Source organism: Serratia sp. Ae19-1, assembly GCF_059801225.1.
Genome location: NZ_JBCHWD010000011.1, coordinates 48,405 through 70,314, shown reverse-complemented (window position 1 = coordinate 70,314; position 21,910 = coordinate 48,405). Strand labels below are relative to the sequence as shown.

The following is a 21,910-nucleotide window of genomic DNA, read 5'->3' as shown; positions in this document are numbered from 1 at the left end:
TGCCGCATCAGGACCTTCTTTTGCCCTAAATCCAGACAGGACTACAGGAAATTTACTTATGAAAAAGACTCACATTGCAAAAACACTGATATCTTCCGCCGTCATGATGGCATTTCATGCGGGAGCTGCAACCTCTTATATGGAAGCCCGCAGCGATGCGATGGGCGGGACTGGCGTAGCTTCCGCACATTACGGTACAGCTGCCTTATCCAACCCGGCACTCCTGACGAAATTTGGCGCGAACGATGACTTCAGCCTGGTGCTGCCGTCCGTAGGTGTCCAGGTAGCAGACCCAGATAATGCCATCGATAATACCGATGACGTAAAGGATCTGTGGAACAATTTTGACAATGCAGTTGACCGCCAGAGCGGTGTCAGCGAAAGTGCAGCCGCATTACGCAACAAGCTGGAAGACCTGAAGGACGTAAAAGCAAACGGACAGGTCGGGGCATCTGTCATTGCTACCACTCCTAATAAAGTGCTTCCATTTGCGGTTGTCGTGAAGTCCTGGGGCACCGTTTCCGTAAACGGCAAGGTCAGTGATCACGATCTACAGTATCTCGATAATATCGCCAGCGGCGCCATCCCGTCAGATACGGTAGACAAGGATGCACTAACGTCCCGCGCTTATGGTCGGGCTGCCGTTATCACCGATGTCGGTGTGGCTATGGCGCACGAATTTGAAACAGCGGGACATAGCTGGTCACTGGGGATCACGCCCAAGTATCAACGCATCGATCTTTTCAACTACAGCGCAAAGGTAAACGACTTCGACAAAAATGACCTGAATTCGGATGACTACCGCAATACTAAAACCGGATTTAACGCCGACATCGGTCTGGCAACAAACCTCGGCGACAACTGGATGCTGGGTCTCGGGGTACAGAACATCATCGCCCGCACCGTTGACACTAAAGCAGTGAATGGTGAGAAAGAAACATTCAAAGTAAAACCACAGGCCACTGCAGGCGTGGCATGGAGTAACAGTATCCTGACCACCGCTCTCGATGTGGATCTGACCGAAGCAAGCCGCTTTGAGCGGGATGACAAACGCCAGTTCGCCAGTGTGGGTGCCGAACTGAATGCCTGGAACTGGATGCAGGTACGCGCGGGTTATCGTCAGAACATGGTCTCCAGCGAGGGCAACGCTTTCACTGCGGGTCTGGGCTTCTCTCCTTTCGACGTAGTACATCTGGACCTGACCGGTATTGCAGGAACCGATCGTACCTACGGTGCGGTCGCACAGTTGCAGTTCACGTTCTGATAGTTTAGGGGAAGCCCGCAATGGGCTTCCTCTGCCGTTTCTTTGTGTGTTATCCCCTGTGCACTGGCTGTAATCCCCCCGAAGTTTCTCCCGCTGAGACCGTTGAAGATGAAATCTTTCCGATATGTACATGTATTGCATCAGATCAGCAGTGTTGCTTTCAGCAGCCTGATAACTGCGCCAGCCACCGGTTTTTTTATTCTGTTCATGTTATTTGGATTCAACCACTCGCTCGCCGACACCTTCCTTGAACAGGCCCGATCACTTACCGGTGATGCACCACCAGGCATGGTAAGAGAATGTAAACAATCAAACGATAGCGGCCCGCCATCTCCTCTTGTAATGCCTCAGGTATGCAAAACGGTATTAATTGATGAGGATGACTGGAAAGAGCGTGTTGACGATACCATCAGGCAGTTTTATCTCACTTTCTCTGTATTCGGACTTTTATTCTGGATGACCGCAAATAATCAACCATCTGAATTAATTGGCTGGATACGCAGGAAAAGTAAACATCAAAATTAACGGCATCATAAGCCTCGCCCACTGAATCTTCTGGCTTTAATCTCCGTCGCCCCCCGGCAAGGTAACTACCATGAATTATTTAATGCTTCCCGGCGTGTTGGCCATCTCCCTGCTCGCCGGCTGCCAGTCCTGGACTACGCCATCAACGTCTCCAGTTTCTCCTTCCCCCGACCGTTACGGCGCGGCCTCATCCGTTGCCGTTACCCGTCACACACAGTATCAGATGTGGAATAACGGTGTCTGGTCCGGTTCGAAAACCGCGCCATCATCCATGGAGATCGTTCGCTCCAACAGCGCTGACGTCTCTTTCGACTGGGAAGGTGATGCTGTGGAGCTACTGGATGAACTGGCGCGGGCACGTGGCCTGCAGTTCAACTACAGCGGCGTTCGCCTGCCCTTGCCCGTAACATTGCACGTTCGTGGCATGACGTTCAGCAATGTGTTGCGCGTTATCGAAGCGCAGACCGCATGGCGCGCAACCCTGAATCAGTACCCTGGGCTGCTCCAGCTCAACTTCATGCAACCGGAGACCAGAAAGAAATGAAATGCTTTCTCTTGTTACTATTCCCTGCTCTGCTCCTGACTGGGTGTGCAGGAGAGCGGCCGGCTTCACCGACAGATACAGGGGCACCACCTCCGGATATGCAGGCCTGGCTCAACCCGGAGCGACAAAGACCAGAAGGTCTGTCCGAAACGCGCTGGCAAATGCTTACTGATGCTGGCAGAACACTGGGATTCCGGGGAGGAAAATCCCAGCGGGCATGGGAGTTAACCCAGGCACTCAACGCCCGCGAATCCACCCTCAATGCCCTTTACGATTTCCGTCCACTTATCAGCCCTGAAGGCTGGCTTCCTCCGGTTATTGATGAAGCGCAGGACGTAGCACACATCACTCCTGATCAAATTCGCACAGCCACAAAAGTCTGGACCATCATCCGACCGGAGCGATTCGTCAGTAACCCGCCCAGCTGGCGCAGCTGGTTACTACGCGGTCTGGCCACCACGGCAACCCCTGGCACAGAAGGTCTGGTTGTGCCGGAAGACAGCGCCCAGAGAAAGGTCTGGGAAGACGCACTGAAAAAAGGCTGGCAGGAAGGTCGCGAAAATGCCGATCTGACCTTTGAGGCCAGCATGAATCAACTCACCCGGGACTATCGCGGCATGATGCTTTATTCCCTGCTCTGGCGACGGGGCATGATTTCCCGGCCGGAAGTCACCGAGCAGCAGCAGACTGTTACTGGCAGTGGTCAGAAGCTCGTTACCGGCGATCGTGTTCGCCGACTCAAATCACATGCATCGTTTGAGCTACAGAAATCACGCTGGCGCCCGTCCGTTACCATCCAGTAAGGAGTTTTCCTTTTGAACATATCAGCTATCCCTGACTCGTTCGGGCTTTTCCCGTTCAGCGGTGCCTATACCGCCGACGAGTTCAGGACATTTTTTGCCTGGTGTTCGGCACATGGAGTCAGTGATGTGGATCTGGTTGGCGGCTCACCAGTTTCAGTGAGTCGTTATGGCCGACGTGAGAGAGTCTCAGACACCATACTGCCGAATATCATGCTGGGAAATATGCTTGACGACCTGCTGGGGCCAGAAGTGCGCCCCCGAGTGCAGGGTGGAAGACCGCTGGACAGAGCCATTCAAATCGACGGCGACATGCATGGGCGATATGGCCTGGAAAGGGGGGAACGCGTGCGGCTACGCGCGCACATCATCCAGGGGACATCTGCCCGGGAAGAAAAGGCTCTCTCCGTCACTCTGCGTGTGATCCCCCACATCATTCCCGATTTTCTGAAGCTGGGTATCGAGCCCGATCTGGCGGCGGCAATGCTGCCAAAAACCGGGCTGGGTCTTATTTGCGGTGAAACGGGTTCGGGTAAATCAACGTTGCAGGCGTCGTTGTATCGCCACTGCCAGGACACACAGCCCGATCGCAAAATTGTGACCTACGAAGATCCAGTAGAGTACATTCTCGGCCGCCCCGACGACCTTCTGCCGCCGCATCAGGCTCAGGTAAGACGTGACGTCGCAAGTTTTGCAGATGGGCTTCGCTCCGCAATGCGCCGAAACCCGGAGGTCATCGGTATCGGGGAAATTCGTGACACGGAAACAGCAGAGGCTTCTGTCCAGGCCGGTGAAAGCGGACATTTAACCATCGGTACACTGCACTCTAAATCACCAGGTGAAACCCTGAACCGACTGCTTGGTCTGTTCCCGCCTCAGATTCGTGATGCACGCGCCTGGGAGATGCTTGGGATGTTACGGTTTATCGTAGTCCAGGTACTTGTCAGAACGACAGACGGCAAACGCCGGGCTCTCCGGGAATACATCGTCTTCGACGATGAGCTACGCGATGCACTACAGAATCTCCCGTCAGAGAAGTGGCCGGCCCACATCGATAACATCCTGAGACTGGAGAAAAGGCGCATTGTCGATCAAGTGCGTGAAGGTTACGTAACGGGTGATATAGACAGACACGAAGCGGCACTCTACCTACCGACACAGGAGCTTAGACATTGAAACGAGAAGGATTCTGGCGCTATGCCACACCGCCTGTCACCTTTTTTGGTATCCCGCTGCCGTTCCTGTTGCTGTATCTGGTCTGGTTTCGCTGGCCGTCCATGAAGACGCTGTATATCTGTTCCGCCATTCTGGGATTCTTTGTTGCCCTGAATTTCTTTGGCTGGAGTGTACGGGCTATCTGCCTGCGCGTAATAAGTACCTTCAGGGGAAAGATTGCCTCCGGTCGCCCCTGGTGGTACCGGCATTTTGTTGAAAAACCACGAGACTGGACTGGTCTCTGAACCCGATGTAACCCGTTCGTTCCCCATAGCGCTCCCGCGCTACTCCCTCAATATCTTCCAGGAATGTGACCATGCAAAAAAGTCACCGCGTATGGCTTGCCGTACCTCACGAAGAGAAGGACGACGCCATCAACGCCCACCCGCGTCTCAGCGATGGGCAGAAAGCCCTTAAATGGGACGATGAGCACCGCCTCTGGTATGCCCGACCAGGAGCCGACCTGACCAGGTTCGAGCGATGGATGCCCCGCCCCCATGAACTGTCGATGAATGCGGACGATCCGGTAACAGAGTTTGCTCAAAAACTTGAAGAAGCAGGGCTGCTGGTTAAGGGGCTCCCCGTGATGGATGGAAGCCTTCAGCGCGTACCGACGAAACAGGACAAGAAAGGTTCGAAAAGCGGAGCTTACAAGGCTTACCTGGACGGGCGCCCTGCCGGATGGTACCGCGATTATCGCAGCGCCGACGCTAAACCGACGCAGTGGGTGTTTTCAGGTGGTGGCGAGATGGATCCGCTTGCGCGTCTTCATCTCCGTGCACACGCCCAGCAAACGCGTGAAGACAATGCCCGTGCTCTGGAGCAACAGTACAACCGGCAGGCGGAGTACGCCGCCCGATATGTTGACCGCTACCCGCAGGCTACAACGAACGCCTATCTGACCCGTAAGGGTGTGGAGGCTGCGCCGGGTATAAGAATCAACGATAAGCAAGAACTTGTGATCCCCTTCAGCAATGCGCATGGCGACATACGCTCTTACCAGCGTATTCCGCTCACCGGCGGAAAAGACGCCCGCATCCTTAAAGACAGTGAAAAAACAGGTAACTGGTTTGCACTGGGGACGCCACAGAATGGCCTGCCTTTGCTGTTTGCTGAAGGATATGCCACAGCAGCCTCTCTGCATGAGGCATCAGGTCTGCCGGTACTGATGACGGTTGATGCGGGAAACATGATTGCCGTTGGCCAGAATGCTCGTGCCGTCTGGCCTGACAGTCCTTTTATTTTCTGTGCAGACAATGATCATCAGCTGAAGAATGCGCAGACAGGACAACCTGAAAATAAGGGCATCCTGAGCGCTGAGAAAGCGGCAGAACTCACGGGCGGCAGAGTCATCGTCCCTGATTTCACCGAAGAAGAAAAAGCACGCTTGCTGACGGACTTCAACGATCTCGATATCAGCAGGGGCAGAGAAGCCTTCCGTGAGCACATCAGCGACCGCCTCAGGTCTGCCGGCATCGATATCCGGACAGACTACGCACCCAACGATGCACAATTTCTCTCACAACAGGACCCAAAAATGGAAAATCTGGAAAGCCAGGAATCCGGCCAGTCTTCGATTGCCCCGGATGAACCTGTCGTTATTCCGTCTGAAAGCCACAGGCAGGATGAGTCAGTAAACCCAGCGCCTCCCGCCCCGCCTGAACCTGAAATAATCTCTCCGGCAGCGGTGATGCCGCCCGATGAAGCCAGTATCAGTGCGGCACCGGTTGAGAATAAGGCTGAACACGATGAACCCGCCCCCACGTCCCTGCGAGACGCTGATGTTTTAATTCCTGATACGCAGAGCACCACGGACGTGACGATCGCGACATCTTCTGCGGATGCCGGTCAGCGTAGTCATAGTGCCATCGAATCAGGATCGAATATACCGGTCCCTGGCCTCGATGATTATGCAGACATACGCGCGCAGATGGACGACCCACAATTTGCTGAATGGGTGAACAGTCAGTCTGATGACATTCCCCATATGCCTGCTCAGGAACGACAGACAGACCATGAACTGTCAGAAACGGGCAAACAAACCCTGAAGCCTGAGGCAGCGTCACATGAAACAGACGCTGAGTCTCCGGAGCCGATCGTTCCTGAATTACCAATCCCTCCACAGTCCCACGAAGCAACATCAACCGGGCAAAAACAGGAGCAGACGCAAACTGCCGATGTGGATCCAAACACGTCAGAGCCCTCCCCGGGCAGGAAGGAAACGGCAGAGAGTGAGATGCATGAAGCGGATGGGCTTGTCTACGGGCCGCGAAGGCCGGAACCGCTTCAGCGAGAAGATCTCGATGAAATCATTAAAGCCCTGTCAACGGAAGAACAGCGTGACAATAAGGTGCTTTACCGTCTCGGCGGGGAAGATGCGTTTCACGATCTCGGCAACCGTCTCGAAATGTGTAACGGTGCGAGTGAGGACAAGCGCAAGGTGCTCGCCGCGCTGGCCGTGGCATCACGCTATTACGGCGGTGTGGTGGAGCTCACCGGCAGTACGCAGTTTAAAGAGCAGGCCATGCGGCTCATTATTGAATATGACCTCGATATCCGAATGAAGCTGCCTGCGCAGCGCGCGCAGCTTGAGGCTATGCGGCAACAGTTTGGGGCAACCAGGGATTCAGTCACAACACATATTCCTACGCCGGACCTGAACCGACAGACTCCATCACCTGATGCCGCATCGCCAGTGTCACCGGCAACAGCCGCCCCCGAAGCTGTTACCCCTGACGCTCCGGGCATACCCGAGCCCCCCGTATCACCCACGCCGTCAGCACAGGCAACTGCCGCAAAGCAGCCTGCCGTTTCACCCTCAACAGAGCCTGTAGCGCCTAAGCAGGCCGACAGCATCCGGGTCCCTGATATGCCCGCTGAGCCCGCCCCCTCTGCACTGAAACCAGGCCAGAGCGTCACGGCGGTCCTCAAGAACTTTGGTGAAGCGATGTACGAAAATAAAGAGCAAAAGGGCAAGAGCTTCTTTATCGAGCTACAGAACCGCGGTGGAAGTCATACCTACTGGGGGCAGGATTTACGGGAGTTGATCGCGCACCACAAAACCGGCGATGTGGTCACGCTGACGCTCAATTCCCGTGACAGCTGGCAGGTACCTGGTGAGGAAAAAGAGCGCGTAAAAAATAACTGGTCATTGACGTCCGCCTCAACAGGTCTTGCCGTGGCACATGATCGACCGGAGCAGGGACAGCCTCTTCGGGCTTTCCCGGTCGATACGTTTGGCCGCCTCACACAGCAAATCCGACAGGCTTGGCCTGAGTACACCACAGACCTGAAGCTGCCACCTCGCCTGGAAGAGCGTCAGTTTTATCTGGGCGAAGACAGGCATCCTGTAAAGTCACCGGTAGCCGCGGCCAGCATTTCGCCACCGTCCACGGAAGCACCAGACAGGCTGGTACCCGTCATGGCCTCTATGGACACACAGTCAAACCAGTTAGATCTGCTGCTTGTCCAGTCTGCGGGGGAACACCTGCAGGGGATGGTTCGTCTGGATGGCACGCTGTATCCGGCACTGGCCACGCCAACCACAGACAACAGTCAGCTGGTTATTAATGCCATCACCGATGACGGTCCCCGCTTTGTAGGCTACGGACAGGCGGTGAATTTCGAACCCGACGGCACCACCCGTGCCGCACCTCAGCTGATGACGTTCCACCTGAAAGGTCGGGAAGAGGATACACCGCTTCCCGCCCGGCTCTACACACCGGAAAAACAGGCAGATACCTTGTTCCAGCGCCTCGGTTTTGAACAGACCTGGAAACAATGGGATGACGCCCGAAAGCCGGAGGGCAGACAGGAAAAAGCGCTTCATCAGGAACACTCCCACAGCCCCGGCCGCTAAGCCGATAAGGAGAGAGAATGCGATATCACATGCTTAAAGCCGGACTTTTGTCCGGCTTCATGCTTTTTTCTGCCGCCGCTGCGGCGGCAACCTGCCGAGCAGGAAGTGCTGCTGAAGCGGGTAGCCAGGCTGGTTATGAGCGAGCCAGGGCAGCCGCAACAGCCTGGGAACAGCGCGAAAGCAATGTCTCATCCTCCCTGCAGTCCTGTCTGTCCCGTATCAAGAACGTCAAGGTGACCCTGCCGCAATTCCCCGGGCTCGATGAAATCATTTCGCAACTGGAAAATAAGGTCTGCGAAGCGGCCCTGGATAAAGTCAACGAACAGATCCCAGACAACATCGATCCCTGGAAAAACTTCAACTCCTGAAACCTATGACAAAACAGACACAATCAGCCCCCCCTGCAAAGGGGCGGGCCCCCTCCCCTGCGGAGGATCCGCTGAAAAACGCCGTGAACATGATGAAAACGGCAGAAAAACGCCAGAAAATGGCACCAGAGCTGATGAAGAGTAACCTCCTGCTGGGGAGTGGCCTGCTTATCAGCATCATCCTCAATGCTGGCCTGACCTGGGCTCTGATACAACAGCCACGGGATTACTTTGCCACCGACAGTGGGCGCCTGGTTCGCCTGGCTCCCACTTCCGAACCAGCATGGAGCCAGGACGATGCCATCGCCTTTGGCAGCAAGGCTCTGATGCGGGCCTTCAACCTGGACTTCGTTCATTATCGTGAACAGGTATCCTCTACAGCATCGCTGTTCTCTGAAGCAGGACACGCCAGTTACATCCAGGCGCTAACCAACTCCAATATCTACGATGCCCTGAAACGCGAGCGTATGAATCTTACCGGTTCCGTAGGGGCTGGTGTCGTCATCCGGCGTGGGCGTCTGTCTGACGGAACCTGGTTCTGGACAATGCAGTATCCGGTACGTTTGCGCCTGGTTGGGCAGACGACCAGCAAGCCTGAACAACCGTTTGTTTTCGAAATTACCATCCAGCGCGTAGATCCACGACAGAAACCCGTCGGGATGGAAATCCGCCAGATGATCTCACGCAACGCTCCCCGCAACCTCTGAGGCTCCCGCCATGAAACTTCGTTATCTCATGACCACACTACTGCTGTGTGGTCCGGCCCTCGTAGCCGCCGCTGACAATACTGGCTGGCAGGATGCCAGGACGCCTGGTGCAACAACTGCCGCCGCTCCTCAGGGGGCAGAAGCGCAAACAACAGGTGTACCGGCAACCCGGATTAGTGGAGAGCTCCCGCCCCCGGAACAAAGCTCGCCGCTGGTAGATGAGGCAGCAGGTTTAGACTCGCCTCTGTCAGCGGATGAGATACGCGAATTGAGGCTTCGACTGACCGACAACGAGCGTTCTGTAAATGCCCCAATGATAAGCGTGGTTCCGCGTATCAGTTCATTAACCCTCAATCTTTCTCCAGGCGCCAGTATCCCGCTGGTACGCACGGCCATGAATAACCAGAGCGTCGTCACCCTGACGGACATCAGTGGCGCACCGTGGCCACAGTCAGATCCGCCAATTAATGCCAGCCCGAAGAGTTTTGATGTGAAGTTCAATGCTGGAACCAACATGCTGGCCATAACACCACTGCGCCCGTGGGCTGCGGGGAATATTTCCGTATATCTGAAAGGGCTTGATGTTCCAATCATGATCAATGTGACAAGTGGTGAGACAGACACCCGTACTGCCAGTCAGGAGATCGACAGTCGGCTGGATTTACGCGTCCCGCGTCTGGGTCCTGGCTCAGCAGCCCCGGGCGTACCCGTCGATAAAATCGCACTCCACAGCGCCACGTTGCAGGCTTTTCTGGATGGCACACCACCAGAAGATGCCCGTCGCCTTAAATTCCAGGGCAACGTCCCTGACACTGCGATCTGGCAAAGCGGTGATGATCTGATGGTCCGTTCCCGCGCAATGCTGCGCGACGAGTTTGAACAGACACTCTCTTCAGCGGATGGTACGCATCTCTGGAAACTCCCCGTCACCCCGTTACTGACCTTCTCAGTAAACGGGAAATCCGTTCACGTCACGCCGGAGCTTCAGTAATGAGCGCAGAACAGGATGCCGGTAAGAACGGCAAAAAACTTTTTTCAATAATTGGATTTAGTGCCCTGGTTTTAGTGACCGCGGGTTATCTGGCCATGTCGTGGCTGACACATGACCCTTCAGGAACAGATTCTGCCGTCAACCTTAACGGTACGGCCTCAAGTGCCGTAACCACCACGACGGAGAGCCCGCGTTACCGTGAACTGCTTAAAGCCTCAAACGATTTAGGCGCGCAGGAAGCCGCACGGACCGATTCATCCTTCATCGCCAGTCTCCCGGTCGGCCTTGAAGTCACGGAACCCCCTCCGGATAAGGTGCCAGAAACAAAACCGGTGGACCTGCCACCTCCGCCGCCAGCAGCATCACGCCATGCGGAAAACCCGGCCGGAGAAGAGCAGGCAAACGAAAAGCGCCAGGCTCAACTGCAAAAACTGCTTAAGCGGATCAGTGACGCACAGACTGGCGGCGATGCACCGGTGCTGGCAACTGCCCTGGCAAGTGTTACGCAGACATCGCCAGCGACTGGCACAAGAAACCTGGCAGAGACAAAAACTGAAACAGAGAGTGCACAGGTCTTCATCCACGCACTTACGCGTGCGGCCGGTTATATGGAGACTGCCGTGGATTCAGATAACCCCAACTCAGAGGTTGTTGCGGTTATTCCTGCCGGGCCGCTGGCTGGCGCAAGACTTCACAGTTCGTCAGTAAAACTTGCCGGCAATGGACTGGATATCAGATTTACCAGTATGAGTTGGAACGGCATGGAGCTGAACGTCAATGCAAGCGCACAGAGTGAGAAAAACCTGATGTCTTCTGTGGCCTCCGATGTTAACCATCGATGGGGAACACACATCGTTCTGCCCGCTGTACTGGGAGGTCTTGGTGATCTTGGCGGTCTGTACAAGGATGCTAACACTCAGGTTATGCAGTCCAGTGTCGGTACCGTCACCGGACGAGTGGGTAAACCTGATGGCAGCACAGTGGCTGGCGTAATGGTTGGCGGCACAGCCCAGACCGGGGCGGAAGTCATCAAACAGGAGATGGCCCGTGAGCCGTTCCGCCAGGTCACCGTGAAGCAGAAAGAAGTTATCTCCATTCTCTTCGTTGACTCGGTTACTTCTGACGACATTGTCAGCAGTAATAAAGCGGCTCGTCCCGCAATCAATAGCACCTTATCAGCACCCGCTGCCGCAGAGCAGCAAACCGAAACCCGCCTGCAGGAAGCCATCGCGCGCCGCCAGGCTGAAATCCGTCGTCAGTATGGCGATACCGTACCCGTGAGGAACAATGATGAACCAGAAAATTGATATGCCTGAAGAAGAAACACTGGAAAGCGAGGATGATTTTGGCACGCCAGATCCTCGCGAGAAACCGCCCTTCTGGAAGCGAGACCTGCTGTTTGGCTATTCTCTGCCGTGGCTTCTCGGGATAACGCTTCTGGCAGTGGCCAGCCTCTGGTACCTGTTCGGTCCATCACTGTCATTGACGAATAATACGCCGTCTGAAACCAGCTTCAGTGAAGTTGAAAATACACTCGACGGTGCACAGCATAGTACGGTTGAGTCTGTTCCGCAGCAGGCTGTCTCGCCAGCCGCGGCGCAACCGGCGGCACATACGTCCCTGCCAATGGCTCAGGACGACAGGGCGAGCATGATGACGGATATCCGTGACGAGCTGAACGATCGTGACCGCAAGATAAATGACTCTCTGACGTCGCTTAAAGACAGCGTTACGCGCCTGTCTGATGCTATCAAAAGGGATGAGGCTTACGCAGTAGAAACGCGTGCACAGCTTAATGAGCTGACACAGAAGCTGGCTGTTCTGGAAACCCGCGTAAGCACCTCTGATGCCTCAAAAACAGCTTCCCGGCCCCAAAAACGGCAGACAACCAGTGCTGTTGCAGGCATGAAAATCATGTCGCTGGAAGCAGGAATGGCGTGGATCAAATGGCAGGGCAGTACCTGGTCAGTCCGGGAGGGGGATACGCTGGGTAAAGTCACTATTCGTCAGATTGATCCTGCCACGCGCTCTGTGGTGACAACCGGAGGAACCCTGCGCTAATGGCACTGGATGCCGTCACGCTAATAGAGAATCTTGCTTCGGGCATCTTCACCGCTGGGCTGGATTTATTATTCAGCTGGTCCGAGATGATTGGTTTTTTTGGCCTCATCGCACTTCTGACCCGGCAACGTTCCAGTCGAAGTCCATTGTCCCCGGGCAAGTTTGCTATTGGCCTTTTTTCCTGCGCCGCGCTGGTATCTCTCCCCTCCATCATTAATGCCAGTGGTGCGCAGCTTGGCTTTGGCGCCACATCTTTTGATGCAATCGCGTATGTGCAACCCGCCACCTACGGCGTTGCTGCCGGGGCTGCTAACGCCGTACTTTCTCTGGTCCGGCTAGCAGGAGTGGGGTTTGTCTATGCGGCACTCGATATGTTTCGACGATCAGAGCTTGAGGGGCACACCGCACTCAGTTCAAGTGAAAGCATTCGCGCTGCGACAGTAAAACTGTTTGCAGGGACCGGTATGGTCTTTTCACCTCAGCTCATCGATGCCGCACTTGCCACTCTCGGCCTCTCTTTTTAACACACTTCGTTTTTTTATAACCCAAGGAGACACTATGTCACTTTTCCGTGCTATTTCCGCGCGTCTTTATGCCGTCGTTATTTTCTGCCAGCTGACCATGATGCAGTGCCGCGAGCGCATGATTCAGGGGCTGTGTGCTCTGGTCACGTTCCTGTTACCCGGCATGGCCTTCGCTGATGGCGATCTCGCCGATATGTTTGGTAGCGCCGCCTCTGGTGCCAAAAGCGGTAAAACTTCCGGTCTGGAAATTGCCCAGGCGATCGGTGTGTTCATCTTCATCGGTTCCCTGCTGTCCTTCAAAAAAGTGGGCACCAATCCGCAGATCACTGTGGGCCGCTGCTGTGCAGGTCTGGCCATCGGCGCACTACTGGCCGTAGTCCCTGAAATTATGGGACGAACCCAGAAACAGCTCGGTACCAGCTCTGTCAATATCAGCTAACCACAGGAAAGGGTCGGTGTTTACCGACCCTTTCAGGAGAAAACGATGAGCAAAAAGAAAAAGACACCTGACTGTCCATGGCTACATCCGCTTCCGGTTCCTGATGTTGTCCATTCCACAGCCCCTTTACTTCCTCCCCCCGAGAGCGTTTCTGGAGGGCGGTGTTATTGCTGTAGTGCTGACATGAAACATCTGTTTGTGTTACCGGAATCCCTGCCATTATCCCGACTTGCGGAAGACGCGCAGGATGCCAGGACCCGACTCGTCAGAGCGAAAGACACGCTGGCTCAGCTGGAGTCACGTCCCACCCCGCAGGTACCGGTTGAATATGAGAAACACGCCCGGGCTCTGAAAGCTGCCCGGACCGGGATGCAGCACGCATCACTCGCCGCCCGCCGGATTGCTTTGCGACAAATCCCCAAAACACTGCTGACCGACACCAGTCTGCTGTCTGACATCGAACATGCTGAATTAGAACGGCTCACGACACCGTTTCACCTCTGTTACCTATGCCATTCCTGGCATGCCCTCAACGGATTTGCTGCTGCTCAGGGGGTCATGGTCTGGCTACCGGACCTGCACCCACGTAATGTTGTTGCCCTGAACCGAAAAGCCCTGCAGGCCGTCTTCAGCACCAGACCAGGCGAGGTTCGGGAAGGCCGCCGGGTACTGTCGGAACTGACCCGCCATCGTCTTCCTCTGGAAGAACGTTTCGGGGGATGGCGACCAGCTGACTATGCAGATGCGCTTAAACGTTTCCCGCCAGTCATGCGCGATGAAATGCGACAAAAAATGAACGGAGTGGCGTTGATCCTGACACCTGATTCAGTGACGGACAGTGACGTTCTGTCAGGAGCCTCGCAGACAACAATATTATCCTCACAGTCATCTGGTACCACTGTCACGTAAACCTAACGCAAGCCTTATCCCGCAGATGCGCCCACAGAAGCGCCTCGCCCATCAATACACGCCATTCCGGTGGAGTCTTCGCAGCTATGAATATCAACCGCCTTGTCTTCACTATTGAAGACGTTATGAATACCTGTTCCCGTTTCGCCGTCTCTGCTGACTTTGTCGACTACTGCGACATTCGTACGGTGATCGGACTGGACAAACAAGATCTGGAGCTCAGACCCTGGCTGGAAGCGCCTTATATAGGTGTCACCCATCATGGCTATTTCCTTTCTGTATTCGAAATATCCGGGGCATTGCGTGAAATGTCGGAAACAGCCTCAGACGATCATCCGGATGCGTTTGAAGGAATGATCGCGCACCTCGCGTCCACGCTCAGCACCACCTGGAAAAATATCGGCCATAAACTGGCCTTCATTTTCGAACGTGACCCGGAAAAAGGGCGTGACGAAGTCAGCGCCATGATCGCCCCGCAAATGCGTTCAATTCAGCACATCGGCGTCCAGCTGGATGACCTGCTTAATGAGAAGATCAATGTCATTTCTCCGTGGCTTGTTCGTGAGCGCTGCTGGCTTGCCGTCTGGAGCTCTCCGACACTGGTGAGTCATCAGGAAAGAACCGATTTTAACGCCACCGTTCGGGCCATTCAGGATAAAGCACCTGTCGCGCGCTTTGGTCAGGAGCCCTGGCGCTGGCAAATGTCTGGTCTGAAGATCCGGCACGACAGCTTTATCACCACTCTTGAAAAAGCACTCGTACGCGGTGGAGACGGCTTGCTTGTCCGCCTGCTTGATGTGCCTGAGTTCTGTAATGAAATCAGACGTGAAACAGCACGCAACAGCACATCGGCCGCATGGCGCCCGGCATTACCGGGGAAGGCTGCGCCAGCGGGTGCGCTTCAGGAGGGCGACACTACAGCACTGCTAGCTCCCTTCCTGAATCTTCAGGTATTTGGTTGTTCGCCAGAAACAGAAGGTAATCTGGTGCATGCAGGGGGGCTGTGGCACGGCATGGTGGCCATAACACTTCCGCCTCAGCATCCCCGCCCATTCAATGAGCTTGTGAAATTGGTTCCACGTTCCGTTCCCTGGCGCATACGAATCGACATCATGCCTGGCGGGATGAAAGCGCTGGGCTGGAAAAAGACTATTTCATCATTTGGACAATTTATTCCCTCTATTCGCCCACTTTACGACGCTTTCACACAGCTGGCTGCAACGGATGAACGCGATCCGGTCTGCGTGATGACCATTGTGGCGTCCACCTGGGGGCATACCCGGGAAATATGCTCCCGTAATCAGATGCTGCTTGAATCAGCGTTGCAGGGCTGGGGAGTCTGTAACACGACCACCACATTCGGTGATCCTCGCAGGGGATGGGTCAACAGTATGCTGGCCGCGTCAGCGGGCTCCGGCCCTGTTCCGCTTTACCCGCCACTCTCCCATGCGCTATCGATGTTGCCCTTCAACCGACCAGGTACCGTCTGGCGAGGGGAAGGCAACCTGATGCTGCACACGGAAGACGGATGCGCCTGGGAAGTCGGGCTGGGGTCTTCTCGCCAGAACAAGCATACCGAACTGGCCCCTGGCGATTCGGGTCTGGGTAAATCGGTACTGATTAATACCCTGACGGAAATACAGGTATCTTCCGCCCAGGTTTCGCTTCCTTATGTGGCTCACATTGATAAAGGATTCAGCGCGATGGGGTTAATCCAGCTGATACGTGACAGTCTGCCAGAAGAGCGAAAGGACGAAGCAGTCGGCATTATACTCAGCAACGACCCATCTAAGTCACGCAATGTCTTCGACATCCTGTACGGCGCTCGTAAGCCAGTGACACCAGAGAAGCAATTTATCGCGTCCATGTTGACAGCCTTCTGTATCGAACCGGATAAAGGGACCCCGCCTAACCCTACAGATACCCGGCAAATAGTGAACCGCCTGATTGATCTAGCGTATGACATGCGTAGTGGTATTGAGCCAAACATGTTCCGTTCAAACGTAGAGCCAGAAGTGGATGCGGCACTGGAGTCATCCGGTTTGTGGGGTGAGCACGATCCGGAGTGGTGGACCGCGACACCATGGTACGAAGTACGTGACCTCCTGCATGAACGTGGACAGTTATCTGCAGCTCAGCGGGCACACTACCAGGCGGTACCAGAACTTGCTGATATGCCCGCGCTACTACGCAGTGAGGTCATTCAGGAGACTTTTGGCCGAATACAGCGTAACGGCTCACAGGAGCCCCTGGTGGAGTACATTGAGCGCTGCATGATTCAGGCCCGACAGGACTACCCAATGATGGCCAGTCGGACTCGTTTTGCGCTGAACCCGAACACACGCATTATTGCCGTAGACTTAAACAACGTCGCCGGCGATAAGACCCCGGCAGGCAGACTGAAAACCGGCATCATGTTCCTCTTTGCTGGCCACATCACTGCGGGTGATTTTTTGCTGCCGCAGTATCAGGATGAGGTAATGCAAATACTGCCGGAAGCCTACCTCCCGGGCATTATGCGACGCATCAACCAGCTCGATAGTGAAATGAAAACCAAAATCTATGACGAACTGCACAACGTCAAAGGCATTGATTTCATCTTCGAAGCACTGGATACGCAGGATCGTGAACAACGTAAGTTTGGTATCCGCACGGTGCTGAGTACCCAGTTCCTTACCGACTATCCGAAAAGCCTGCTCGACTCTGCCAACACCCTCTGGCTGCTGCGCTTCCGCCAGGAAGATATTCCACTTTTACGGGACAGTTTTAAGATCCCCGAACACAATCTTCATGCATTCCTGCGTATGCCAGCTGGTCCGGCTGCAGACGGTAGTGGCGTACCGATGCTATGTATGATGCGCACAACCCAGGGGACGCTGGCACGAATTGTCCGGTTTACGCTCGGACCGCTGGAGTTGTGGTCGCTTAACTCAGACAAAAAAGACGGCGCGCTACGCAGAAATCTCTCGGATACGATCGGTACTGCCCGTGCCCGTCAGTTACTGGCGGAGAAGTTCCCTCGCGGATCCGCAAAAAAACTCATTGAGTACAGGGAGCGTAACAGTGGCGCCCGTGGTGATAAGGGCGTCATCGAATTGATGGCAGACGAAATGATAAATGAGCTGGGGTATGACCTTTGATGTGTTCCATCCACCTGACGCCACGCTGTCGCCGCCCGGTAAAGGGCCAGGTCAGTCTTTCCCGCCTGGTGATCGATGCCGACGGCGTGGAGTTCGTCCTGCCGTCCCGGCACTTCCGTACAGACAGTGCAGTGAACTCCCGGGCGGTATACGCGACCGATCGCCGGGCAACGCAAGAGGCCTGTGGCGTGCTTCTTTCACTCAAAGCGCGACCACGCCAGCTGGTCACAACAGCCATCTGGCAGGTCAATGAGCCAGGCGAACCGGTGCGGGAATCGCGTCATGTGGTCCAGTGGTTGCTACCTGAAAATACAGGGGCGGTGTTAACTGATGATACCTGGTTATGGCCGGAGGGGGCAGATACCCCACAACTCAGCCCGGGAGACTGGCCGGTACTGGATATCACCCCTCCAGCTCATGCAAGAATCACGCGTCGTGGGCTGACAATCATAGACACCCGCAGCCGGGAAGGACGTATCAGCAGACGCTTTCAGACCTTCCCTCTGGTCGCCCTCGCCCCCGGCACACAGTCACCCCGCCTTCCCGACGTGTTTACCCCGCTCAAATAAACGGAGAATTTCATGATACAACGTCACCTCCCCGCGCTGGCGCTGGCCATCGCGTCCAGCCTTCCCACTGTTGCCAGTGCTTTAACGGTCAACGTGAACTCCAGCGTTCCGATCACGACTCAGGTTCTGCCTGAGATGGCCACCATCCAGGCAACTCTGGTCGAAATACTACAGATGCAACAGGCCACCGGCACAGCCATCACACAGAACGCCGACAAGCTCGGCGCCCTGATTAATCAGGATGGGCAGGCTACTCGTCAGCAAATGATTTTCAATAATGAAACCCAACGTCTGGAGGAGGCACGGCAGAGTTTTTCGGTACCGGATTCGATCTGTAGTGATTCCGCATCCGGTGTGGCAGCACAAAGTAAAAGAGCATCAGGCAGCGCCGCGTCAAAACTCTCATCAGGCAAAGGTGTTTCCAGTTCAGCGGTGCGGAAGAGGATTTCTACAGCATCGGAAGAACAGGCCCGCGACGCTTATGACGGTGCGAACGTACATGCCGCGTACTGTACGGCAGCAGAATATGAACGCTTTGGCGGAACCGGTATCTGCCCTGCCGTCAGTAATTTGCCCGGAGGTGACAGTCAGGTACGCTCCATCTATGGCGGCGCGGGACCTGAAGGGCAGGCACCGGCACTTTCCTGGTCACAGGAACAGATTGATGCCGCTATGGCCTACATGAAAAACACGGCTCGCCCTTCAGCAGGCCGCACGCCTGGCAAAGGTGAAGTCAACACTGTTACCGGTCGTACGTATGTAGGGTTGCTCAACGAATACAACGGTATCATCGATGCCGCGTCTGAACCTCAGCTCTCGCTTATTGCCGACAGTAAGACCAGTGAAACTACCCGTGATGCCCTGAAAGAAGCACTGCAGTCACCTTCCGCAGCGCAGTATTTTGACAATGTGGCTTCGCCGGAGGCGAAGGCGAAGGGCTACATGAGCCAGCGGGAATTTGAATCGTTTGAGGCCGGACGTCGATATGCCAACACAGCCTATCTCTCTGACCTGCAGCAAATGGACGGAGATAACCTTATGCGCGAACTCATCCGAACTACGGCACAGATGAACTGGCAACTTAACGACATTAAAGAGTTGCTGCGCAAAGGGAACGTGATCGACGGCCAGCTGCTCGCCGCCTTTGCCCGTCAGTCCTACGCCCCACGACTGAAACAACTCGAATCAGCCATGAACCAGGGAGCTGCCAAATGACACTGGAAAAAACAGTCACACGGAAAAAAGGACTACCTGGACGAATTACCCGGGGACTGCTGAGCATATTTCTGCCATTGCAGGAAACGAAGTGGTATTTGCGGGCTGCCCGGCACATGACCTCACGAAATATTGAGCGAATGCGTGATGCTTTTCCGGAGTTCATTACTGACGACAAACCGCCGGCTTCTCCTGACTGGGAAAAAGCCGTTGCGGAATCAGGTTGTACCCCCGCACAGCTGGATAAGGGGTATGTGAGCCAGCGCAGGCGCTGGCGAGTGCTGTTCTGGCTTATGGCCATACCGGTTCCGCTTGCAGCACTGACACCATTCATTATTGGCGGGAGTATCTCCGCACACCAGATCAGCACCTGTGTGGTGCTGTTTTCCGGCGCTGGCGTGGCATGGTCAAAAGCGCTAATCGTAACCTACCGACTGTGGCAGTTACGCAACCGTCGCGTGAGTCTTGCTGAAAGAGGCACCTTTCAGCATTTCATGGCAGAAACACATGCCGTACGAGATGCCATTCTCGGGAAATAGCTGCCCTTCTCTGCCTCCTGCCGACATCCCGGCATTCATGCATTATCCGGAGTTACCGTGAAAAATCTCATTCGTGCGCTTTGTGCAGGGCTGCTTATCTCTGTTACCCCGGCACGCGCAGGTGTCACTTACGATGACATAGTCTCTGCTGCAACCAATGCACAGGATCTCTCCCGACAGGCACTGGTCACTATCTTCGGCGATGTGGTGCTGGACCCTCTCGCAGCCGGCAATACCACGATGATCGGGAATCTGTTTGCTCTGTTTAACGGAATTATCGCCGTCCTTGCCGTCGTCTGGTTTGTATTTATTGGTCTGAAGCACATTAATAAAACGGGGCATCAGGGCAAGGTATTCAGCGGGGATCGCGATATCACCAGCACACTGAGCACAGTGTCAGGATTTTTGATGATTATCCCGACCGCCAATGGCTGGAGCATGTCCCAGCTAATCATCCTCTGGGGCGCGTCGATTATGGGCGTAGGTTCTGCCAACCTGATGGTGTCCAAAGCTGCCAGTGATATTGCCAGCGGCTACTCCCTGACTGTCCAGCCCACACAGGCTTCGACCCGCACTTCTGCACGCGGTATTTTTGAGATGCAGCTTTGTAAACATGCCATCAATACTGCGCTGGACGATTACAACAGCACGGCAAGCTCGACCACAGCCAGAATGGCAGGGGTATCCGGTTCTTCTGGAGGGAATTATACCTACCGGGTCACTAATGGCAGCGGTGTGTGCGGCACGGCGACGATACCGGAGCAACAGAAATCGGACTCCTCGTCTAGTTCCCAAAGCTTCTTTAACCCCTTCAGTAACCGCGATACAAGTGAAGTGGTGGATGCGCAAAACAAAGCTATGGAAGCAATGATCCAGGATATGGACAGCGCGGCCAGCGAGTTTATGGCTGGGTTTATGAATAAACGAACAACCGGCAACGGCACACTCCCGGATATTGAAACCCGCATTCAGAGAGCAGCCAGTACGTACGAACAAACTGTTCAGCGCGCATTACCGGCGCAGAGTGAACAAAATGGCATACAGGACGCTGTCAGGAATTATCTCGACACATATGGCTGGGCGGCTCTCGGTGCATGGTACCAGACTTTTGCAACGGCCAATCAACGCCTGACAGAAGTTGCCAGTCGCGCGCCTGCAACCAGTGGAATGTCATCTCTTGGGGAAATTGGCAGCGGAGACCTGTTCAGTGCGGTAATGAGCGCCTACCGTACCCAGTTACAAAACTCTAATTATGCACCTCCAGCAGGTACAACAACATCACAAAACGAGTTAAGTGCTTCTGAAGGTAATGACCCAAATAGCATATTAATGAACTCGTTCGCTCCATTTTTCGTAAGTTTAACCAGCAACATCGCAACAAATTATAGTGGGACAGGAACCTCAACGGGGCAGGTAAACCCATTAGTTAAAATGAAAAATGTTGGAGATTACACGCTGGTTGCAGCGGAGGGAACTTTAACAGCATACACAGTCATACGGGCTGCTGTTGCGGGTGGAGAGTCATCCCTTCTCGGGAAGGTTGTCAATATGACAGGAGCAATTAGCGCTGTAGATAAAGGGCTTGATGCCATTTCGCCAGCAGTATATTTCTTGTTACTACTTATGTTTAGCGCGGGATTTACACTTTCAATCTATTTGCCATTTATTCCGTTTATCTTCTGGATGACTGGTATTGGTAACTGGATTGTCAGTGTTCTAGTAGGTTGCGCAGCGGGACCTCTATGGGGGGCAACTCACCTAGGTACGTCTCAGGATCGAGGCAGTCGTGCGGCTTATGGTTACATTTACTTTATAGATACCATGATTCGTCCCGCACTCATGGTTTTTGGATTTTTCTTTGCATCTGTTGCGATTGTTGCTACTGGAACTATCCTTCATGCACTTTTTGGTGTCGCACTGGTCAATGTTCAAGCCAACTCGTTAACAGGTTTATTCAGCATGGCTGGTTTTTTAATGATCTATGCTCGAATTTGCACGACACTGGTATCCAGCATATTTGCCTTACAGGCATATTTACCTGACTACGTCATTTCGTTCCTTGGCGGTAGAGATGCAGCAAATACTCTTGGAAGCATGGCTGGTTCTGTCAAAGATATGTTCGTAGCCGGTGGGAGGAATATACGGCATACCCCTGGCGTTAATACGAAGGGTATGAATGGTCCTGGGGAAACAAATAATGATGGAATAAAAAGTTGAGATGTGGACATCTATCCAGTAGTG

18 protein-coding genes and 1 pseudogene are annotated in these 21,910 nt (G+C 54.5%); all 19 read left to right on the top strand.

The features are described from left to right. Positions 1-58: 58 nt before the first annotated feature. The 19 genes and pseudogenes from AAIE04_RS23600 to AAIE04_RS23510 all read left to right on the top strand — a co-directional run bounded on the left by AAIE04_RS23600 (position 59) and on the right by AAIE04_RS23510 (position 21,886). Complete coding sequence (locus tag AAIE04_RS23600; protein WP_498577768.1) at positions 59-1,264, top strand: conjugal transfer protein TraF; 1,206 nt, start codon at positions 59-61, stop codon at positions 1,262-1,264. A gap of 108 nt (positions 1,265-1,372) precedes the next feature. After that, positions 1,373-1,789, top strand: a complete 417-nt coding sequence (locus tag AAIE04_RS23595; protein ID WP_125365859.1) for a hypothetical protein — start codon at positions 1,373-1,375, stop codon at positions 1,787-1,789. Between the two features lie 70 nt (positions 1,790-1,859). Continuing rightward, on the top strand, positions 1,860-2,333 hold the full coding sequence (locus AAIE04_RS23590) for a DotD/TraH family lipoprotein (RefSeq protein ID WP_333018132.1): 474 nt from the start codon (positions 1,860-1,862) through the stop codon (positions 2,331-2,333). Further along, on the top strand, positions 2,330-3,136 hold the full coding sequence (locus AAIE04_RS23585; protein ID WP_498577767.1) for a type IV secretory system conjugative DNA transfer family protein: 807 nt from the start codon (positions 2,330-2,332) through the stop codon (positions 3,134-3,136). The genes AAIE04_RS23590 and AAIE04_RS23585 overlap by 4 nt, the downstream gene beginning before the upstream one ends. A 12-nt stretch (positions 3,137-3,148) precedes the next feature. Next, positions 3,149-4,309, top strand: coding sequence for a plasmid transfer ATPase TraJ (gene traJ, locus AAIE04_RS23580; protein WP_225828800.1), 1,161 nt, complete (start codon positions 3,149-3,151; stop codon positions 4,307-4,309). Beyond that, positions 4,306-4,593, top strand: coding sequence for a hypothetical protein (locus tag AAIE04_RS23575; protein ID WP_022649988.1), 288 nt, complete (start codon positions 4,306-4,308; stop codon positions 4,591-4,593). Before traJ ends, AAIE04_RS23575 begins: the two co-directional genes overlap by 4 nt. A 71-nt stretch (positions 4,594-4,664) precedes the next feature. Beyond that, positions 4,665-6,941, top strand: a pseudogene (locus AAIE04_RS23570) (LPD7 domain-containing protein); the annotation flags it as partial. A 1,283-nt stretch (positions 6,942-8,224) separates the two neighbouring features. Then, positions 8,225-8,575 carry a hypothetical protein gene (locus AAIE04_RS23565; protein ID WP_022649990.1) on the top strand — a complete coding sequence of 117 codons (351 nt, stop codon included), beginning with the start codon at positions 8,225-8,227 and terminating at the stop codon, positions 8,573-8,575. Positions 8,576-8,580: 5 nt separating this feature from the next. Next, a complete protein-coding gene (locus AAIE04_RS23560) occupies positions 8,581-9,282 on the top strand; it encodes a DotI/IcmL family type IV secretion protein (protein WP_022649991.1) in 702 nt (233 codons plus the stop codon). Between the two features lie 10 nt (positions 9,283-9,292). Further along, positions 9,293-10,273: a DotH/IcmK family type IV secretion protein gene (locus tag AAIE04_RS23555; RefSeq protein ID WP_045891814.1), complete on the top strand. Its 981-nt coding sequence runs from the start codon at positions 9,293-9,295 to the stop codon at positions 10,271-10,273. Further along, positions 10,273-11,580 (top strand): conjugal transfer protein TraO, encoded by a 1,308-nt coding sequence (gene traO, locus AAIE04_RS23550; RefSeq protein WP_095427106.1) that lies wholly within the window; start codon positions 10,273-10,275, stop codon positions 11,578-11,580. The genes AAIE04_RS23555 and traO overlap by 1 nt, the downstream gene beginning before the upstream one ends. Continuing rightward, positions 11,561-12,334 (top strand): conjugal transfer protein TraP, encoded by a 774-nt coding sequence (traP, locus tag AAIE04_RS23545; protein ID WP_498577766.1) that lies wholly within the window; start codon positions 11,561-11,563, stop codon positions 12,332-12,334. Before traO ends, traP begins: the two co-directional genes overlap by 20 nt. Beyond that, the gene (gene traQ / locus AAIE04_RS23540) at positions 12,334-12,858 is read left to right on the top strand and encodes a conjugal transfer protein TraQ (protein ID WP_022649995.1); all 525 of its coding nucleotides are present in this window, start codon (positions 12,334-12,336) and stop codon (positions 12,856-12,858) included. Before traP ends, traQ begins: the two co-directional genes overlap by 1 nt. 34 nt (positions 12,859-12,892) lie before the next feature. Then, on the top strand, positions 12,893-13,297 hold the full coding sequence (locus AAIE04_RS23535) for a DUF6750 family protein (RefSeq protein ID WP_022649996.1): 405 nt from the start codon (positions 12,893-12,895) through the stop codon (positions 13,295-13,297). A 183-nt stretch (positions 13,298-13,480) separates the two neighbouring features. After that, positions 13,481-14,206: a conjugal transfer protein TraT gene (locus AAIE04_RS23530; protein ID WP_498577765.1), complete on the top strand. Its 726-nt coding sequence runs from the start codon at positions 13,481-13,483 to the stop codon at positions 14,204-14,206. Between the two features lie 86 nt (positions 14,207-14,292). Next, positions 14,293-17,346, top strand: coding sequence for a putative type IV secretion/conjugal transfer ATPase (locus tag AAIE04_RS23525; RefSeq protein WP_194514684.1), 3,054 nt, complete (start codon positions 14,293-14,295; stop codon positions 17,344-17,346). Between the two features lie 581 nt (positions 17,347-17,927). After that, positions 17,928-19,130: a conjugal transfer protein TraW gene (gene traW / locus AAIE04_RS23520; protein ID WP_498577764.1), complete on the top strand. Its 1,203-nt coding sequence runs from the start codon at positions 17,928-17,930 to the stop codon at positions 19,128-19,130. Continuing rightward, positions 19,127-19,669, top strand: coding sequence for a conjugal transfer protein TraX (traX, locus tag AAIE04_RS23515; protein ID WP_160251423.1), 543 nt, complete (start codon positions 19,127-19,129; stop codon positions 19,667-19,669). Before traW ends, traX begins: the two co-directional genes overlap by 4 nt. Positions 19,670-19,726: 57 nt before the next feature. Continuing rightward, positions 19,727-21,886, top strand: a complete 2,160-nt coding sequence (locus tag AAIE04_RS23510) for a DotA/TraY family protein (protein ID WP_498577763.1) — start codon at positions 19,727-19,729, stop codon at positions 21,884-21,886. Positions 21,887-21,910 lie beyond the last annotated feature (24 nt).

Coding starts and splice junctions, on each gene's coding strand:
- AAIE04_RS23585 (WP_498577767.1), top strand. CDS start 2,330: ATGAAATGCTTTCTCTTGTTACTATTCCCTGCTCTGCTCCTGACTGGG.
- AAIE04_RS23555 (WP_045891814.1), top strand. CDS start 9,293: ATGAAACTTCGTTATCTCATGACCACACTACTGCTGTGTGGTCCGGCC.
- AAIE04_RS23535 (WP_022649996.1), top strand. CDS start 12,893: ATGTCACTTTTCCGTGCTATTTCCGCGCGTCTTTATGCCGTCGTTATT.
- traP (WP_498577766.1), top strand. CDS start 11,561: ATGATGAACCAGAAAATTGATATGCCTGAAGAAGAAACACTGGAAAGC.
- AAIE04_RS23525 (WP_194514684.1), top strand. CDS start 14,293: ATGAATATCAACCGCCTTGTCTTCACTATTGAAGACGTTATGAATACC.
- AAIE04_RS23595 (WP_125365859.1), top strand. CDS start 1,373: ATGAAATCTTTCCGATATGTACATGTATTGCATCAGATCAGCAGTGTT.
- traW (WP_498577764.1), top strand. CDS start 17,928: ATGATACAACGTCACCTCCCCGCGCTGGCGCTGGCCATCGCGTCCAGC.
- AAIE04_RS23600 (WP_498577768.1), top strand. CDS start 59: ATGAAAAAGACTCACATTGCAAAAACACTGATATCTTCCGCCGTCATG.
- AAIE04_RS23590 (WP_333018132.1), top strand. CDS start 1,860: ATGAATTATTTAATGCTTCCCGGCGTGTTGGCCATCTCCCTGCTCGCC.
- AAIE04_RS23560 (WP_022649991.1), top strand. CDS start 8,581: ATGACAAAACAGACACAATCAGCCCCCCCTGCAAAGGGGCGGGCCCCC.
- AAIE04_RS23565 (WP_022649990.1), top strand. CDS start 8,225: ATGCGATATCACATGCTTAAAGCCGGACTTTTGTCCGGCTTCATGCTT.
- traQ (WP_022649995.1), top strand. CDS start 12,334: ATGGCACTGGATGCCGTCACGCTAATAGAGAATCTTGCTTCGGGCATC.
- traO (WP_095427106.1), top strand. CDS start 10,273: ATGAGCGCAGAACAGGATGCCGGTAAGAACGGCAAAAAACTTTTTTCA.
- AAIE04_RS23530 (WP_498577765.1), top strand. CDS start 13,481: ATGAAACATCTGTTTGTGTTACCGGAATCCCTGCCATTATCCCGACTT.
- traX (WP_160251423.1), top strand. CDS start 19,127: ATGACACTGGAAAAAACAGTCACACGGAAAAAAGGACTACCTGGACGA.